The following is a 13,697-nucleotide window of genomic DNA, read 5'->3' on the forward strand; positions in this document are numbered from 1 at the left end:
CATGGTGAGATGCTATTTTTTCCGTATAGTGGACAAAATGACCACGGCTACCTCAACTGCACAAATCGACCAGGCCGCAGACGGCGCGCGTAGCCTGCATCGCGCCATTGGCCTGCTGCGTCTGCTGTCGACACGCGGCGCTACGGGGTGGCGCTTGAGCGATTTGGCGCAAGAAGCTTCGCTGGAACATTCGACCGTACACCGCATGCTCAACTGCCTGCTGCTTGAACGGCTGGCGGTCCGAGTCGAGGGCACCAGGCGCTACACGCTCGGGCCATTGGCCTATGAGCTGGGCGTGGCTGCCGCGCCGCACTTCGCCATCGAGCGGGTGGCCGGCCCGGCCCTCATGCAATTAGCCGCGGAGACACGCGACATCGTGTTCCTGAACGTGCGCAGCGGCACGGAGTCGGTTTGCGTGGCGCGCTTTGAAGGGCGCAAGGCACTCAAGGCCTACACGGTGGAGGTCGGCACGCGCAGGCCGCTCAGCCTATCCGCTGGCGGGGTCGCCATGCTTATCGCCCTGCCGCGCGCGGAGCAAACCGGCATCGAGGCGCAGAATCTGCATGCCATCGAGCGGCGCGGCGAAGCACGGCAGACGGCGGTCAGAAGGATGCTGCAGCGCTCCCGGCGGTTGGGCTATGGCTGCAACCAGGAAGACATGATTCCCGGCATTGTCGCGATCGGTGTTGCCATTCGCGCCAAGACAGGGGAGCCTGTGGCGTCGCTCAGCCTGGCTGCCTCCTGTGCTGACTTGAGATCGCCTCGCAGGGGGCGTCTGATTGAGCGGTTGAATATCGAGGCTGCAAGCATCGGGGAGCAATTGGGGCAGTTGCGTTACTGAACGGTCAGAGCCATCTCCCTTGAGTCGACGGACTAACGTTTCTCGAGCGTACCGCGCAGGACTTCGACCAAAGCCAAGGCTGCGGGCGAGAGCGTCTTGTGCTTCAGATGCATGAGGCAGAGATCGCGCCCGACCACAGGTTTGTACAACTGGCGGGCCACGAGATTCGGAAACTGCAGCGAAGAGATCAGGTATGCGGGAAGAATCGCGACGCCCAGGCCGCGCGCTGTCAGTGCCAGTGCCGTCGTGAGATAGGAGACCTCGAACAGGGGCTTGAACGGCAGCCCGAGCTCGTCGCAAGTCCTGTCGATCAGCGTGCGGATGCCGATCCCGCGCCGCACGGTGATGCAATCCAGCTTCACGACATCCTCCCAAGTGGGGTGGCGCCGCAAGGCGGGTGGTGGCATATCCGAGCGGTAGATCACGCTCAACTGATCGCGCAGGATCGTGGTATGGACGATGGAGTCGTTCAGCGTGTCAGGAGTGCCAATGCTGAATTCGGCTTCGCCTTGCTCCACCGCGGTGGTGAGATTGTCGGAGCCGACATCGAGCATCGTCAGCGAAATATTCGGGTACCGGCGCCTGAAGGTGTCAATCACCGCGGGCATCAGGCCCGCCGCGACGGCCGACGTGGCGGCGAAGCTCAGGCGGCCCCGGCTACGCTCGGCCAGGCCTTTGGCGCTGCTCGTCAGATGTGCGACGTCCCGGATGATCCGCTCCGCCGTGGCGAGCGCATCCTGCGCAGCCGGAGTAGGGCGCAGCGCCTTCGAAGTGCGGTCGAACAGGCGCACGCCGAGGCTGCGCTCCAACTGCTGAATCAGCACGCTGACAGCCGATTGGGTAATGCACAGCTTGTCTGCCGCCCGGGTCAGGCTCCCGGAGTGGTAGACGTTGACGAATGCCTGCAACTGGCGAAGGGAGGGATCCATGAATGCATCTTATGCTTTGAGTCAGATCTTTCTTCTCCTGCTGATCTTCGATTTTTGGGAAAAAGACCCCTGTATTCAAGGGTATTGCAATTCCGTCGAGCTAAAGGTAAGCATTCAGTTAACTTATGCTTGACTGAAAATATTTCGTTTTACGGTCCGGTACCAAGACACTAAAGTCGCATCCTGCAGACTATCGGCGGCATGCGTGATTCCAGCAATGCCGTCTTCAAAAATCCCAATTTGGAGATTCACCTCATGCCCATCATCGATGTACACACCCACATGTTCACCACGGAGTGGCTGGAACTGCTGAAGAGGGAGGGAGGCACCTACAACATCAAGACCCGTCCGGACGGTCAGCAGGAAATCTTTCGCGGCGATACCCCGGTAGTCATTCCGCAAAAGGGCCATTTCGATTGGCGGCTGCGCATTCAGCACATGGATCAGGCCGGCATCGACATCTCGGTGGTCTCTCTCACATGCCCCAACGTGTACTGGGGCGGAGAGGATGTGAGTTGCAGGGCCGCGCGCGAGGCCAATGACAATGTGGCGCAGGCACAAACAGCCTACCCGGACCGGATCCGGTGGTTTGCATCCCTGCCCTGGGAATATCCCCAGCGCGCGGTGGAGGAGTTGGAGCGTGCCTGCGCGCAAGGCGCGGTAGGCGTGATGGTTCTGGCGAACGTCGCCGGCAAGAGCCTCACAGACCCGATGTTTGCCCCGGTCTGGGAGGCCATCGACAAGCGCGGCCTGCCCGTGCTGGTGCATCCGACGGATCCCCCTGGGGTGGATTTCATGGACATGACTCAGTTCGATCTGAGCTGGTCGGTCGGGTTCATGTTCGACACCACATTGGCCATTACGCGGATGATCTTCAACGGCTTCTTCGACCAGTATCCGAACCTGAAGATCATTGCCTCGCACGGCGGGGGGACGCTGCCTTATCTGGTGGGCCGTTTCGAGAAGGGCGATGAGGTGGAGTTGGCATCGCGCCGCAAGATGAAACGCAAGCCGACGGACTACCTGCGGCATATCTATTACGACAGCATCACGTACAACCTGGGCGCGCTCCAGTACCTGCTCTCGGTGGTGGGCACCGAGCAGGTCATGCTGGGGACGGACTGGCCGCATTGGGTGCATGACACCAAGGGCGCGCTTGCGAATACGGCCGCGCTGGGGGCAGGGCAGTCACTCGCGGTGCGAGGCGCCAACGCGCAGCGTGTGTTTGGCTTCTGAGCACCGTGACAGAAGAACCCGCTGCGGCCCTCGCAGCGGGTTTTTTTCTGGGAAATGGGCCTCATAGATAAATAAAGTGGAAAAGCGCTTGACCTTCCCACGATGGGAAGCCTCAAAGTTCATCCATGTCGAATTTCAACTATGGGGAAATCACCATGAACATGCCCAGCAACAATGCCATGATCAGCCTGCCCATCGGGGGGATGACCTGCGCAAGCTGCGTGGGCCGGGTGGAGGCCGCTCTGGCAAAGGTCGATGGCGTCGGCGGCGTTTCCGTCAACCTCGCCACTGAAAGGGCCGACATCCGTCCAGACGGCCCTGTAGACCGTGCGGCGTTGATCCAGGCCGTGGAGAGCGTCGGCTACGAAGTACCTGCCGGCACCATGGAGCTGGCCGTCGGAGGCATGACCTGCGCTTCGTGCGTGGGCCGTGTGGAGCGGGCGCTCAAGGCTGTACCGGGCGTGACGGGGGCCGTAGTCAACCTGGCGACGGAGCGGGCCACGGTGCACGGAGCCGCTTCGCCGGAGGCGCTGGTGGCCGCTATTGGCGAGGCTGGCTACGAGGCGCGTCTTATTGACACCGCCGCGCAGAACCACGAAGAGGCTGCGGAGAAAAAGGATGCCGAGCGGGCAGAACTCAAGCGCGACCTGATCCTGGCCACCGTGCTCGCGCTGCCGGTGTTCGTGCTCGAAATGGGCTCGCACCTGATTCCCGGCATGCACGAATGGGTAATGAACACGATTGGCATGCGGGAAAGCTGGTATCTGCAGTTCGCGCTGACCACGCTGGTGCTGGCCATTCCAGGCCGGCGCTTCTATATCAAGGGCTTTCCGGCATTGCTCCGCCTGGCGCCGGATATGAATTCGCTCGTTGCGGTGGGCACGGCTGCAGCGTTCGGCTATTCGCTCGTGGCTACTTTTGCGCCCGGCTGGCTGCCGGAAGGCACGGTGAATGTCTATTACGAGGCGGCTGCCGTCATCGTGGCGCTGATCCTGCTGGGGCGTTTTCTCGAAGCGCGTGCCAAGGGGCGCACCTCAGAGGCCATCAAACGGTTGGTCGGCCTGCAGGCCAAGATGGCCCATGTCTCGCGCGACGGGCGCAGCGTGGACATTCCGATCGGTGAGGTGATGCTGGGCGATCTCGTCGAAGTCCGGCCGGGCGAACGAGTGCCCGTTGACGGTGAGGTGACCGAAGGCCGCAGCTTCGTGGACGAATCGATGATCACCGGTGAGCCGATTCCGGTCCAGAAGGAAGCAGGCAGTGCCGTGGTGGGCGGCACCATCAACCAGAAAGGCGCCTTGACGCTGCGCGCCACCGCCGTGGGCGGACAGACCATGCTCGCCCAGATCATCAGGCTGGTGGAGCAGGCGCAGGGCTCCAAGCTGCCGATTCAGGCCGTGGTGGACAAGGTCACACTCTGGTTCGTGCCTGCGGTCATGCTGGCCGCGCTGCTGACTTTCTTGGCGTGGCTGGTCTTTGGCCCCTCTCCGGCGCTGACTTTCGCGTTGGTCAATGCGGTCGCCGTGCTCATCATCGCCTGCCCCTGCGCCATGGGCCTGGCCACGCCGACCTCCATCATGGTGGGTACTGGCAGAGGCGCCGAGATGGGCGTGCTGTTCCGCAAGGGCGAGGCCTTGCAACTGCTGAAAGACGCGCAAGTGGTGGCGGTGGACAAAACTGGCACGCTGACCGAAGGCCGTCCTGTCCTGACCGATCTCGAGGTGGCCGCGGGTTTCGGGCGCGATGAGGTGCTGGCGAAAGTGGCCGCCGTGGAGTCGCGCTCGGAGCACCCCATTGCCCGGGCTATCGTCGAGTCTGCCGCCTTGGGCGGGATCGAGCTGCCTGCGATGAGCAGCTTCGAATCGGTGACCGGCATGGGTGTGCGCGCCATGGTGGGAGGCTCCCGGGTAGAGGTAGGGGCGGACCGCTTCATGCGCCAACTGGGCTTGGATGTGGGCAGCTTTGCCCCCACTGCCAACCGCTTGGGCAGCGAAGGCAAATCCCCGCTATATGCCGCGATCGATGGCCGGTTGGCCGCCATCATCGCGGTGGCCGACCCGATCAAATCCAGTACGCCCGCCGCCATCGCCGCGCTGCACCAACTGGGCCTGAAGGTCGCCATGATCACCGGCGACAACGCGCGCACGGCACAGGCCATTGCCCGGCAGTTGGGCATCGATGAAGTGGTGGCCGAGGTGATGCCTGAAGGCAAGGTCGACGCGGTGCGCCGGCTGAAGGCAGCGTACGGCCGCATCGCATTCGTGGGCGATGGCATCAACGACGCGCCAGCGCTGGCCGAGGCCGATGTGGGCCTGGCCATCGGCACGGGCACTGATGTCGCGGTGGAATCCGCCGATGTGGTGCTCATGTCCGGCAATCTGCAGGGTGTGCCCAATGCCATCGCGCTCTCGAAGGCGACTATCGGCAACATCCGCCAGAACCTGTTCTGGGCTTTCGCCTACAACACGGCGCTGATTCCCGTGGCCGCCGGGGTGCTGTATCCCGCGTGGGGTGTGCTGCTGTCCCCAGTCTTCGCCGCCGGGGCCATGGCCATGTCGAGCGTGTTCGTCCTGGGTAACGCGCTACGCCTCCGCCGGTTTCAGCCGCCACTGGCCGAAGGAAAGAGCTGAGGCTGCGGTGTGGATTGTTTCCTGAACAGAAAGGGTCTTGTTCAATTTAGCTAGTGTTTACCCTAGTCCTTAAGGCGCAAACTACGTCTTACGGAGCCGGCCAAAGCCTTCCAAGCCAAAAGCCTCCTCCGCGGTGAATCCCAAAGTAGTCACAACGGATTCAACGAAGAGGGGGCTGCCACGGTGGCAGTCTCGCTGGTCCAAAAGATTGAACAGATTGAACTGAAAAGGAAAGAATCATGCAAGCCAAGAACATCGCCCTCGCTACCGTCCTCGCCGCTGTTTTCGCTGGTAACGCTTTTGCCGCCCAGCCCGCTGCCGGCGAAGGCCCCCTGTTTCTGAACGAGCCGGCCACGGTGAGCACACTGACCCGTGCTGAAGTGACCCAGCAAGCCATCGCCAACCTGCCGGCCACCGATGCCAACCTGCTGGCTGCCAAGGCACCCGTCTCCGCCAGCAAGGTCACCCGCGCTGAAGTGCGCCAGCAAACCCGTGAAGCCCTCGCTGCCGGCTACCAAGTCAAAAGCGGCGAAATGAGCTGATCACGCCTTCTGGCGGCCTGCAATGGCCGCCACCACCCAAAAACGAGACGCTTGCCGTCTCGTTTTTTTTGCTCTTCGTTTGAGGCAGACTATCCGGAAAGATTCGGAAAGATCCGAGGAAAAGGCTCACGCTGGGCGCACTGACCAGGAAGCTCTCTGATTCAAAGTATCCACATCAAAGCCTGCCAGCTTCTTGTAATCGCGTTCGACGTCCTTCAGGGCTTCTTGCGCCTTGTCGTGCGCGTTGGAGCGGACCAGCGCGCCGACTTTGGCCATCACATCTCCCGCTTGACGGCGATTGGCCAGCTGTACCGCCGAGACCGGTTCACGCCGGTCGCGTTCATACAAACGCAGGCCCTCAATGACATCATCGCGAGCACCCGCGAGCCGATAAGCCAGGACCCTGGCATCGAGGATGGCCTGCGATGCACCGTTCGAGCCAAATGGATACATGGCGTGAGCTGCGTCACCCAGGAGCGTGGCCCGATTGACGCTCCAGCAAGGAAGTGGATCAATGTCGGCCATGGGATATTCATAGACCTCAAGCGTGCCGCGGACCATCTGAGGTACGTCAAGCCATGAGAATCGCCAGTCCGCCACATAGTCTGCAACGCTTGGCGCATCCACAAGCTTGTTCCAGTTGCCGAGATCGCCGATGGATTCCCCGGTGGCCATTGGCCTGACCAGAAGCCAATTGAGTGTTTCGGCATCCAGCGCGTAGACAACGATTCTCAGCGTCTCATCCCCCACGATCACCATGGTGTGGCCATCGAGAAAAGATGTATGACGGGTTGCTCCTCTGTACATGACCCATCCGTTGGAGGCCAATTTTGTTTCGCGGCTTACGATGGAAGAACGAGATGCAGACCGGATGCCATCAGCAGCCACAAACGTGTCGCAGTCCCAGTGCTCACGCTCTCCAGTTGTTGAGCCGATCACGTCAATGCCAACGCTGGACTCATTGGTGCAATCTACAGACACGATCCGTTTGCCAGCGTAGACTGCACCCGCACCGAGCCGGTTGTGGACGGCGCTGAGCAGCATTTGCTGCAAGCGGCCGCGGTGTACCGAATACTGAGGCCAGCGATAGCCGGCTTTCATGCCTCGTGGTTCGGCCCAAATGAGGTGCCCCGAGCGGTCGAAATAGCTCAGTTCCGAGGTGGGCCAACCGATGGCGGCAAGCTCTTCTCCCAGCCCCAGTTCCACCAGTTCCCTCACCGCATGAGGAGGTAGATTGACGCCGACGCCAATTTCACGGATTTCCCTGGCCGCCTCAAGAACCGAGACGTCATCAAACCCCGCCGCATGGAGGCTCAGTGCCGCCGTGAGCCCTCCTATTCCTGCTCCTCCGATCAAAATTCGCATTTAAGGCCTTCCCAACTTGGCACGCTCTACCAGAGAGCGTTCGGACACGAAGAACTCACGGGCCCAAGCCTCGTATTCCGGTGGTCCCTTGTACCAATAGGTTTGCCGCAAGGACTTCAAAAGCTTCGCATATTCAGGGCTGTCAATGGCTGCCTTGAACGCAGTGTTCAGCTTCGTGACTACGGCGGGATTCATGCCCTTGGGACCGACCAGGCCATAGGGCGCGGGGTAGACAAGGTCATAGCCCAGACTCTTCGCAGTGGGAACCGATGGCATCCAGTCGGCAGGCTGCGCGTCAAATGACATGAGAAGCCTCAGATCGCCCGATTCGACGAATGGAAGCACGCTGCCGACAGCATCCAATGCGGCCACGGTGTGACCACCGATCAGGTTCGTGGCGGCTTCACTGCTGCTCTTGAAACCGATGTGCGTCAGCTCCACTCCCGCCATTCCACCAAACGCCTCTGTGAGCAGATGCATGGTGGTGCCGGCTCCGGCGGTGCCCACGGACACTTTTCCGGGGTTTGCCTTGGCATACGCTACCAAATCCGCCACGCTGCGAAAGGGGGAGCTGGACTTGACTGCGAGAACGAAGGTATAGCCTCCAAGCCCCGCAATCCAGGTGAAATCCCGCGTCGGGTTCCAATCAACTTTCTGCATGTGGGGAAAGCGCAGCAGGCCCGCCGTTGCCGCGGCAATCGTGTATCCGTCAGGCTTGTCAACTCGTGCCATGGTGGAAGGTGCCAGCGTGGCGCCCGCACCAGGTTTGTTTTCCACGATGATCGGTTGACCAAGCTCCTTGCCTGCAAGTTCGGCGAGCTTCCTGAATGTCAGATCCGTTGGGCCTCCCGCACCGAAACCCACGAGCAGCCGAATGGGACGGTTGGGGTAGTCACCGTCCGCTTTCGCCAGACTTGCGGAAAGGGCCAGCAGCAAAGCCAGTCCCAGCCAAAAAATGCGGCTCGCGGCATGTTTTGCCGCCCAGATATTCTTCATGTTTGTCTCCTGCGTTGTGGGTGCGTATTCGGCTGGCTCAGATCACCTTGGCGTGGCGGTAAGCCTCCAGTTCATCGTCGGTCTTGTTCAAAAGAGTTTTCAAGACGCTTTCCGTACTGCTTCCAAGCTTCGGCGGTGGCCGCTGGTATTGCACAGGGGTTCCCATCAAGCGAAGAGGGCTGGCGATCGTCGAGACGGACCCTCCGTCCTCGGTCGGCATGTCCACGCGAAGTTGCCGGTGCGTGACTTGAGGGTCTTCGAATACCTGCTGATAGTTGTTGATGGGCCCGCAGGGCACGCCGAAGGCTTCCAGCTTCTCGATCCAAGAGGCCGAGGTGCGGGAGCGCATTGTTTTCTCCAATTCAGGAATGAGCACTTCCCGGCCGGTGATACGCCCCGTCACCTTGATCCAGCGTTCGTCGGAGGCAAGATCAGGGCGCTCGATGGCCTGGCAGTATTTCTGCCATTGCGCATCATTGCCAACGGCCACCACCATGCTGCCGTCGGCCGTCTGGAACACCTGGTAGGGCACCAGGCTGGCGTGCGCGTTGCCATACCGGAAAGGCACCTTGCCGCTCGAGAAGTACCCCGTAACCTGGTTGCCGCCGAGCGCCACGAGGCAATCGAGCAGCGCCATGTCGATGTACTGGCCGCGTCCCGACACCTCTCGGTGATTGAGGGCGGCCAGGATGGCAACCGAGGCGTACATGCCCGTGATCACGTCGGCGATGGCTATACCCACTTTCTGCGCTCCACCGCCGGGCACCTCATCGCGCTCGCCCGTGATGCTCATGAGGCCGCCTTGCGCCTGGAACACGAAGTCATAACCTGGCTTGTGCGCGCTGGGGCCCGTCTGCCCGTAGCCTGTGATCGAGCAATACACCAGCCGCGGATTGACGGCGCTCAAGGCTTCGTAGTCCAACCCATAGCGCTTGAGATCGCCGATCTTGTAGTTCTCGACCACCACATCCGAAATGGCCGCCAGTTCCTTGATGAGCTTTTGCCCCTCTGCGCTGGCGATGTCCACGGTGATCGATCGCTTGCCGCGGTTGGCGGCGGCGTAGTAGGTCGAATCGTGCGTGTATTCGCCCTTGTCGTCCCGGATCCAGGGCGGCCCCCAGCCGCGGGTATCGTCGCCCGATCCCGGCCGCTCCACCTTGATGACTTCCGCGCCCAGATCGGCCAGGTTCTGCGTGGCCCAAGGCCCAGCCAGCACTCTCGAAAGATCCAGCACGCGAAGGTGCGAGAGCGCGCCCATGTTCTGCATGGGCTGAGTTGTCGACATCATGGGACAGCCCTTATTCCAGCTTCACGTTGGCGGTTGAAATCACTTTGGCCCACTTGTCGATCTCGGCGTTCACGAACGAGGCGAACTCGGGCTGTGTTCTGATGCCAGGCTCGGCCCCCTGTTCCAGGAACAGCGATTTCATCTTCGGTGTGCTCAGAACTTCGCGCACATCGGCGTTGATCTTCGTGGCGATCTCCGGCTTCATGTGTGCGGGTCCGTAGAGGCCGAACCATGCCGTGGCTTCGAAGCCTTTCACACCGGCTTCATCCAGCGTAGGAATATCTGGAACAGCCGGCGAGCGCTTGAGCGACGTCACGCCCAGGGCCTTCAGCTTGCCGGCCTTCACATGCTGAATGACACCGGTGACCGAATCGAACATGACGGGAATCGTTCCGCCCAGCAGGTCATTGAGCGCCGGCGCTGCCCCTTTGTAGGGAACATGCACCATCTGCACCCCGGTCATGCTCTTGAAGAGCTCGCCGGAGAGATGATTGGCACCGCCCGTTCCCGCAGAGCCAAAGCTCAGCTTGCCGGGGTTGTCCTTTCCGTACTGGATCAGCTCCTTGACTGTCTTGGCGGGTACGGCGGGGTTGACCAGCAGGAGGTTGGGAACGGACGCCACCTCCGCTAGCGGCGTGAACGCGGTCTTGGTGTCGTACCTCAGGTTCTTGTAGAGCCCTGGGTTGATCACATGATGCGTGGCCGTGAGCATCAGGGTATAGCCGTCAGGTGCCGTGCGCACGAGCTGCTCCGAGAAAATGGTACCGCTGGCGCCGGCTTTGTTGTCCACCACGACGGGAACAGACCATTTCTGAGCCAGTTCCGCCGCCAACTGCCGCGCGAGGATATCGGTGGTGCCGCCTGCCGGAAACGGCACGACGATCTTGACGGGCTGGGATGGATAGGCCTGGCTGAATGCCAGGCTTGCAGACACCGCCGCCACGAGGCCTACTGACCACTTCACAAGCCTGGATGTTGTTGTCATCGCCAGGTCTCCTGGTTCAGTGAGGAAACTCGGCCATGGCTTCACCGACCGCCACCACTTCATTGCGCTGATTCCGCACCTCGACGTCGAGGCAGGCCCAGCGGCTGTTGGACGTTTTCTTGAGAGATGTGATCCGGCCTCTCGGGGTAATGGTGTCTCCAGGTTTGACGGGGCTCTTCCAGCGTGTTTCCAGGCGGCGCTGCACGGCGTTCTGCTCATGGAGCCAATCGGTCAGCATCTTGGTGATGACGCCGAAGTTGTTCATGCCATGCATGATGATTCCACCGAAGTTGGTCTTGCCGAAATCACCTTTCATGTAGTCGTCATCGAGGTGCAAGGGGTTGAAGTCCAGGGAGGCTTCGCAGAAGTCGCGAATGGTTTCGCGGGTGGGCGAGAAGGGCGTGCCCACGATTTCCTGGCCGATACTTAGTTGTTCAAAGCTCATGTTTCGTATCTCCTTCAATCTGGTTCATTGCGGACGGATGGTCCAGCCGCGGCCGGAGCAGATCACTTCGTTGTGCTGGTTGAAGAACACGTTGTCGTGCACGACGAACAGGCGGTCCTTCTTGATGAACTTGTCCAGAGCGCGCGCTTCGAGGCGAATCACATCTCCTGGCCGCGCGGGCTTGTGATAGCTCCAGGATTGGCCTGCGTTCACGGTGCCGGGGCTGCGCATCCAGTCATCGGTAGGCGTGCACGCGAACATCAGCAGGATGTGGATCGCAGGCGGTGCGATCAGGCCGCCGTACGGCGACTTCCTCGCATATTCCTCGTCGAAATACAGGGGGTGCAGATCTCCCACCACCCGGCAGTATTTCTGGATGGCTTCGAGCGTCAGGGTGTAGGGGATGGTCTTGCGGGGTTCGCCGGGAACGATGTCGTCCCAGATCTTGCGAAGGTTCGCGTCTTTCCAGAAATCTGTCTCGAAAGTCGTTTCTTTCATGCTTTCCTGCTTGGTTGAAATTGTGGAGGACATGATGCATAATGTCCGCTAAGCGGTTAATAGAGACCGCTCTACGTTCATTTTTGGAGTTTTTAAACCTGCGTCAACCCATTCGCGGGAAATCCCTTATGGCAACACCGGAAAGTGAGTCGTTCGTCAGAACCTTCGCGCGGGGCCTGCGCGTGATCGAAGTCATGGGGCAATCGGCGGGCAGGCAGAACATCGCCCAGCTCAGCGATGCCTCGGAACTGCCCCGCACCGTCGTGCGGCGTTTGCTGCTGACGCTGATCGATCTCGGGTTCGTGAAAACAGATGAGAAGGACTACTGGCTCACGCCCAAGGTGTTGCGGCTGGGCATGACCTATCTCTACACACTGCCGTTCTGGCGCCAGTCGCAATTGGTGCTGGAAGAGCTTGGCACCCGCATGAAGCAGTCATGCGCAGTATCTGTGCTCGATGAAGGTGACATCGTCTATATCCAGCGCTTCCACACCAAGCGCATCCTGGCATTCAGCCCATCCATAGGTACCCGCCTGCCCGCATACTCGGTCGCGATGGGGCGGGTGCTTCTCAGTGGCCTGCCAGAGGATCAGCTTGACGCCTATTTCGAAACGACCGACTTCACGCCGCTCACCCCCAGAACCGAAACCGACAAGAGCAAGCTGCGCGCCGCCATCTCGAAAGTGCGGGAGCAGGGCTATGCTTGGTCAGACGCCGGATACGACGAATCCATTTGCGGTCTGGCCGTGCCCATTCGCGGCGCTGGTGGCTCGATCGTGGCCGCCATCAATGTGAGCCTGATTTCGGGTGAGTTCTCGGAAGACCAGGCGAAAGCGGAATTCCTGCCGCTTCTGAAACTGGCGGCCTCGCGGCTGAAAGAGCAGTAGGGGAGGATGCTTCCCGCTTTTCTGGTGGTGTCAGATCAGCTGGCGAAGCCTGCGTATCCATGCACTCAGGTGTCCCATAGCTGGTCGCTCTTCCGCCGGCCGCTCTTCCGCCGGTTGGGCGGGAGCGCTTTGAGCTTGCGCACGCTCGTTTTCGGAGTCCTCAAGCAGGCGCTGAAGTTCCTGGATGTTCTTCTCAAGGATGGCCGCGGTGGGTTGGTAAGTAGGGGGTGGAAGCAATGCAAGGTATGCCCGGCCGAGGGAGGGACCGCCAGAATTTGGGGTAATCCACAGAGGTGGAACCGGATGCACGCGTTGAGTCTCTTCCGCAAAAAACATGGCTGCGCGTGAGACATTCGACACACCGCAGACGACGTGACTGCAACGTGAGAGCAGCAGCGCGTCGGTGAGCACTTCCAATCCCAGGCAATAGTGGTGGCGGTCACGCTCGCTTGCGCCGAACAGCCACGTGTAGTCCTTGCGGAAATTCGCTTCCACGACGTCGGAAGGGGTACGGTGCGCAGGGATTGTCAGCAGCCGAGCGCCGAATTCCCGTTCGAACATGCTCACGGTCTCCTGCTCGTCAGTGGCAAGGAAAATGCGGTCGAACGAATATTCCTTGTCCAGCATGACGGTCTGTTCCAGATAGGCATCGGGACCGGCTGGAACAGGGTGCCCAGGAAAACCGCCGTGCCTTTGGTCGGTTCCGCGCACATGGACGCCGGCGCAACGGGCCCCCGCTTCCTTGGTGAGCAAGCTGTCCAGGTGCCGCGCTATCTCAGGCTTGAGGCGTACATACTTCCGTACGAGTTCACGGCCTCTGGCCAACACGTCGGGCGCGGGCGCATTGAGAGCAAAGCCGGTGAAGAATAGCCCTCCTTTGACAACTCCACCGCTATCCAGAGGGTCCTGTGTCAGCGCTTCGGCCAGCGTCAGGGCTGTAGGTTGTTCGAAGTAGTACTCCCAGGCGTTCATGGTCCCGTTCACAGGCTCCGCCTCGTTATAGCGTGTAACGTAGCGTTCCATGTCTACCACTGGTACAAGATGGCGCTGGTCTG

13 protein-coding genes are annotated in these 13,697 nt (G+C 60.9%); 5 read left to right on the top strand and 8 right to left on the bottom strand.

Annotated features, from left to right (window positions below; all coding sequences use genetic code 11):
- Positions 1–37: 37 nt before the first annotated feature.
- Positions 38–841 carry an IclR family transcriptional regulator gene (locus tag WJU18_RS07195; RefSeq protein WP_423459424.1) on the top strand — a complete coding sequence of 268 codons (804 nt, stop codon included), beginning with the start codon at positions 38–40 and terminating at the stop codon, positions 839–841.
- Between the two features lie 32 nt (positions 842–873).
- On the opposite strand, the gene WJU18_RS07200 is transcribed toward WJU18_RS07195, so the two are convergent.
- Positions 874–1,770, bottom strand: coding sequence for a LysR family transcriptional regulator (locus WJU18_RS07200; protein WP_423459425.1), 897 nt, complete (start codon positions 1,768–1,770; stop codon positions 874–876).
- A 255-nt stretch (positions 1,771–2,025) separates the two neighbouring features.
- Between WJU18_RS07200 and WJU18_RS07205 the strand changes: the two genes are divergently transcribed.
- The 3 genes from WJU18_RS07205 to WJU18_RS07215 all read left to right on the top strand — a co-directional run bounded on the left by WJU18_RS07205 (position 2,026) and on the right by WJU18_RS07215 (position 6,178).
- Positions 2,026–3,006, top strand: coding sequence for an amidohydrolase family protein (locus tag WJU18_RS07205; RefSeq protein WP_423459426.1), 981 nt, complete (start codon positions 2,026–2,028; stop codon positions 3,004–3,006).
- 155 nt (positions 3,007–3,161) lie between these two features.
- Positions 3,162–5,636, top strand: coding sequence for a heavy metal translocating P-type ATPase (locus WJU18_RS07210; RefSeq protein ID WP_423459427.1), 2,475 nt, complete (start codon positions 3,162–3,164; stop codon positions 5,634–5,636).
- A 239-nt stretch (positions 5,637–5,875) separates the two neighbouring features.
- Positions 5,876–6,178: a hypothetical protein gene (locus WJU18_RS07215; RefSeq protein ID WP_423456851.1), complete on the top strand. Its 303-nt coding sequence runs from the start codon at positions 5,876–5,878 to the stop codon at positions 6,176–6,178.
- 126 nt (positions 6,179–6,304) lie between these two features.
- Here WJU18_RS07215 and WJU18_RS07220 read toward each other — a convergent pair whose 3' ends face one another.
- Genes WJU18_RS07220 through WJU18_RS07245 form a run of 6 tightly spaced genes read right to left on the bottom strand, consistent with a single transcriptional unit; the run spans position 6,305 to position 11,755 of the window.
- On the bottom strand, positions 6,305–7,543 hold the full coding sequence (locus tag WJU18_RS07220) for an FAD-dependent monooxygenase (RefSeq protein WP_423459428.1): 1,239 nt from the start codon (positions 7,541–7,543) through the stop codon (positions 6,305–6,307).
- The gene (locus WJU18_RS07225; RefSeq protein WP_423459429.1) at positions 7,544–8,539 is read right to left on the bottom strand and encodes a tripartite tricarboxylate transporter substrate binding protein; all 996 of its coding nucleotides are present in this window, start codon (positions 8,537–8,539) and stop codon (positions 7,544–7,546) included. It abuts the gene before it with no gap.
- A 37-nt stretch (positions 8,540–8,576) separates the two neighbouring features.
- On the bottom strand, positions 8,577–9,827 hold the full coding sequence (locus tag WJU18_RS07230) for a CaiB/BaiF CoA transferase family protein (RefSeq protein WP_423459430.1): 1,251 nt from the start codon (positions 9,825–9,827) through the stop codon (positions 8,577–8,579).
- 10 nt (positions 9,828–9,837) lie between these two features.
- Complete coding sequence (locus tag WJU18_RS07235) at positions 9,838–10,812, bottom strand: Bug family tripartite tricarboxylate transporter substrate binding protein (RefSeq protein ID WP_423459431.1); 975 nt, start codon at positions 10,810–10,812, stop codon at positions 9,838–9,840.
- Positions 10,813–10,828: 16 nt separating this feature from the next.
- Complete coding sequence (locus WJU18_RS07240; RefSeq protein ID WP_423459432.1) at positions 10,829–11,257, bottom strand: MaoC family dehydratase; 429 nt, start codon at positions 11,255–11,257, stop codon at positions 10,829–10,831.
- Positions 11,258–11,281: 24 nt separating this feature from the next.
- Positions 11,282–11,755, bottom strand: coding sequence for a MaoC family dehydratase (locus WJU18_RS07245; RefSeq protein WP_423459433.1), 474 nt, complete (start codon positions 11,753–11,755; stop codon positions 11,282–11,284).
- Positions 11,756–11,883: 128 nt separating this feature from the next.
- On the opposite strand from WJU18_RS07245, the gene WJU18_RS07250 reads away from it, so the two are divergent.
- A complete protein-coding gene (locus tag WJU18_RS07250; RefSeq protein WP_423459434.1) occupies positions 11,884–12,642 on the top strand; it encodes an IclR family transcriptional regulator domain-containing protein in 759 nt (252 codons plus the stop codon).
- A gap of 30 nt (positions 12,643–12,672) precedes the next feature.
- Here WJU18_RS07250 and WJU18_RS07255 read toward each other — a convergent pair whose 3' ends face one another.
- Positions 12,673–13,665 (bottom strand): O-fucosyltransferase family protein, encoded by a 993-nt coding sequence (locus tag WJU18_RS07255; protein WP_423459435.1) that lies wholly within the window; start codon positions 13,663–13,665, stop codon positions 12,673–12,675.
- Positions 13,666–13,697 lie beyond the last annotated feature (32 nt).

This window comes from Ottowia sp. VDI28 (genome assembly GCF_049532675.1).
Taxonomy (GTDB): Bacteria; Pseudomonadota; Gammaproteobacteria; order Burkholderiales; family Burkholderiaceae_C; genus Ottowia.

What these genes read in the sequence shown, in the direction of transcription:
- WJU18_RS07220 (WP_423459428.1), bottom strand. Translation starts at nt 7,543, where the DNA reads ATGCGAATTTTGATCGGAGGAGCAGGAATAGGAGGGCTCACGGCGGCA.
- WJU18_RS07250 (WP_423459434.1), top strand. Translation starts at nt 11,884, where the DNA reads ATGGCAACACCGGAAAGTGAGTCGTTCGTCAGAACCTTCGCGCGGGGC.
- WJU18_RS07215 (WP_423456851.1), top strand. Translation starts at nt 5,876, where the DNA reads ATGCAAGCCAAGAACATCGCCCTCGCTACCGTCCTCGCCGCTGTTTTC.
- WJU18_RS07255 (WP_423459435.1), bottom strand. Translation starts at nt 13,665, where the DNA reads ATGGAACGCTACGTTACACGCTATAACGAGGCGGAGCCTGTGAACGGG.
- WJU18_RS07205 (WP_423459426.1), top strand. Translation starts at nt 2,026, where the DNA reads ATGCCCATCATCGATGTACACACCCACATGTTCACCACGGAGTGGCTG.
- WJU18_RS07245 (WP_423459433.1), bottom strand. Translation starts at nt 11,755, where the DNA reads ATGAAAGAAACGACTTTCGAGACAGATTTCTGGAAAGACGCGAACCTT.
- WJU18_RS07240 (WP_423459432.1), bottom strand. Translation starts at nt 11,257, where the DNA reads ATGAGCTTTGAACAACTAAGTATCGGCCAGGAAATCGTGGGCACGCCC.
- WJU18_RS07230 (WP_423459430.1), bottom strand. Translation starts at nt 9,827, where the DNA reads ATGATGTCGACAACTCAGCCCATGCAGAACATGGGCGCGCTCTCGCAC.
- WJU18_RS07200 (WP_423459425.1), bottom strand. Translation starts at nt 1,770, where the DNA reads ATGGATCCCTCCCTTCGCCAGTTGCAGGCATTCGTCAACGTCTACCAC.
- WJU18_RS07235 (WP_423459431.1), bottom strand. Translation starts at nt 10,812, where the DNA reads ATGACAACAACATCCAGGCTTGTGAAGTGGTCAGTAGGCCTCGTGGCG.
- WJU18_RS07210 (WP_423459427.1), top strand. Translation starts at nt 3,162, where the DNA reads ATGAACATGCCCAGCAACAATGCCATGATCAGCCTGCCCATCGGGGGG.
- WJU18_RS07195 (WP_423459424.1), top strand. Translation starts at nt 38, where the DNA reads ATGACCACGGCTACCTCAACTGCACAAATCGACCAGGCCGCAGACGGC.
- WJU18_RS07225 (WP_423459429.1), bottom strand. Translation starts at nt 8,539, where the DNA reads ATGAAGAATATCTGGGCGGCAAAACATGCCGCGAGCCGCATTTTTTGG.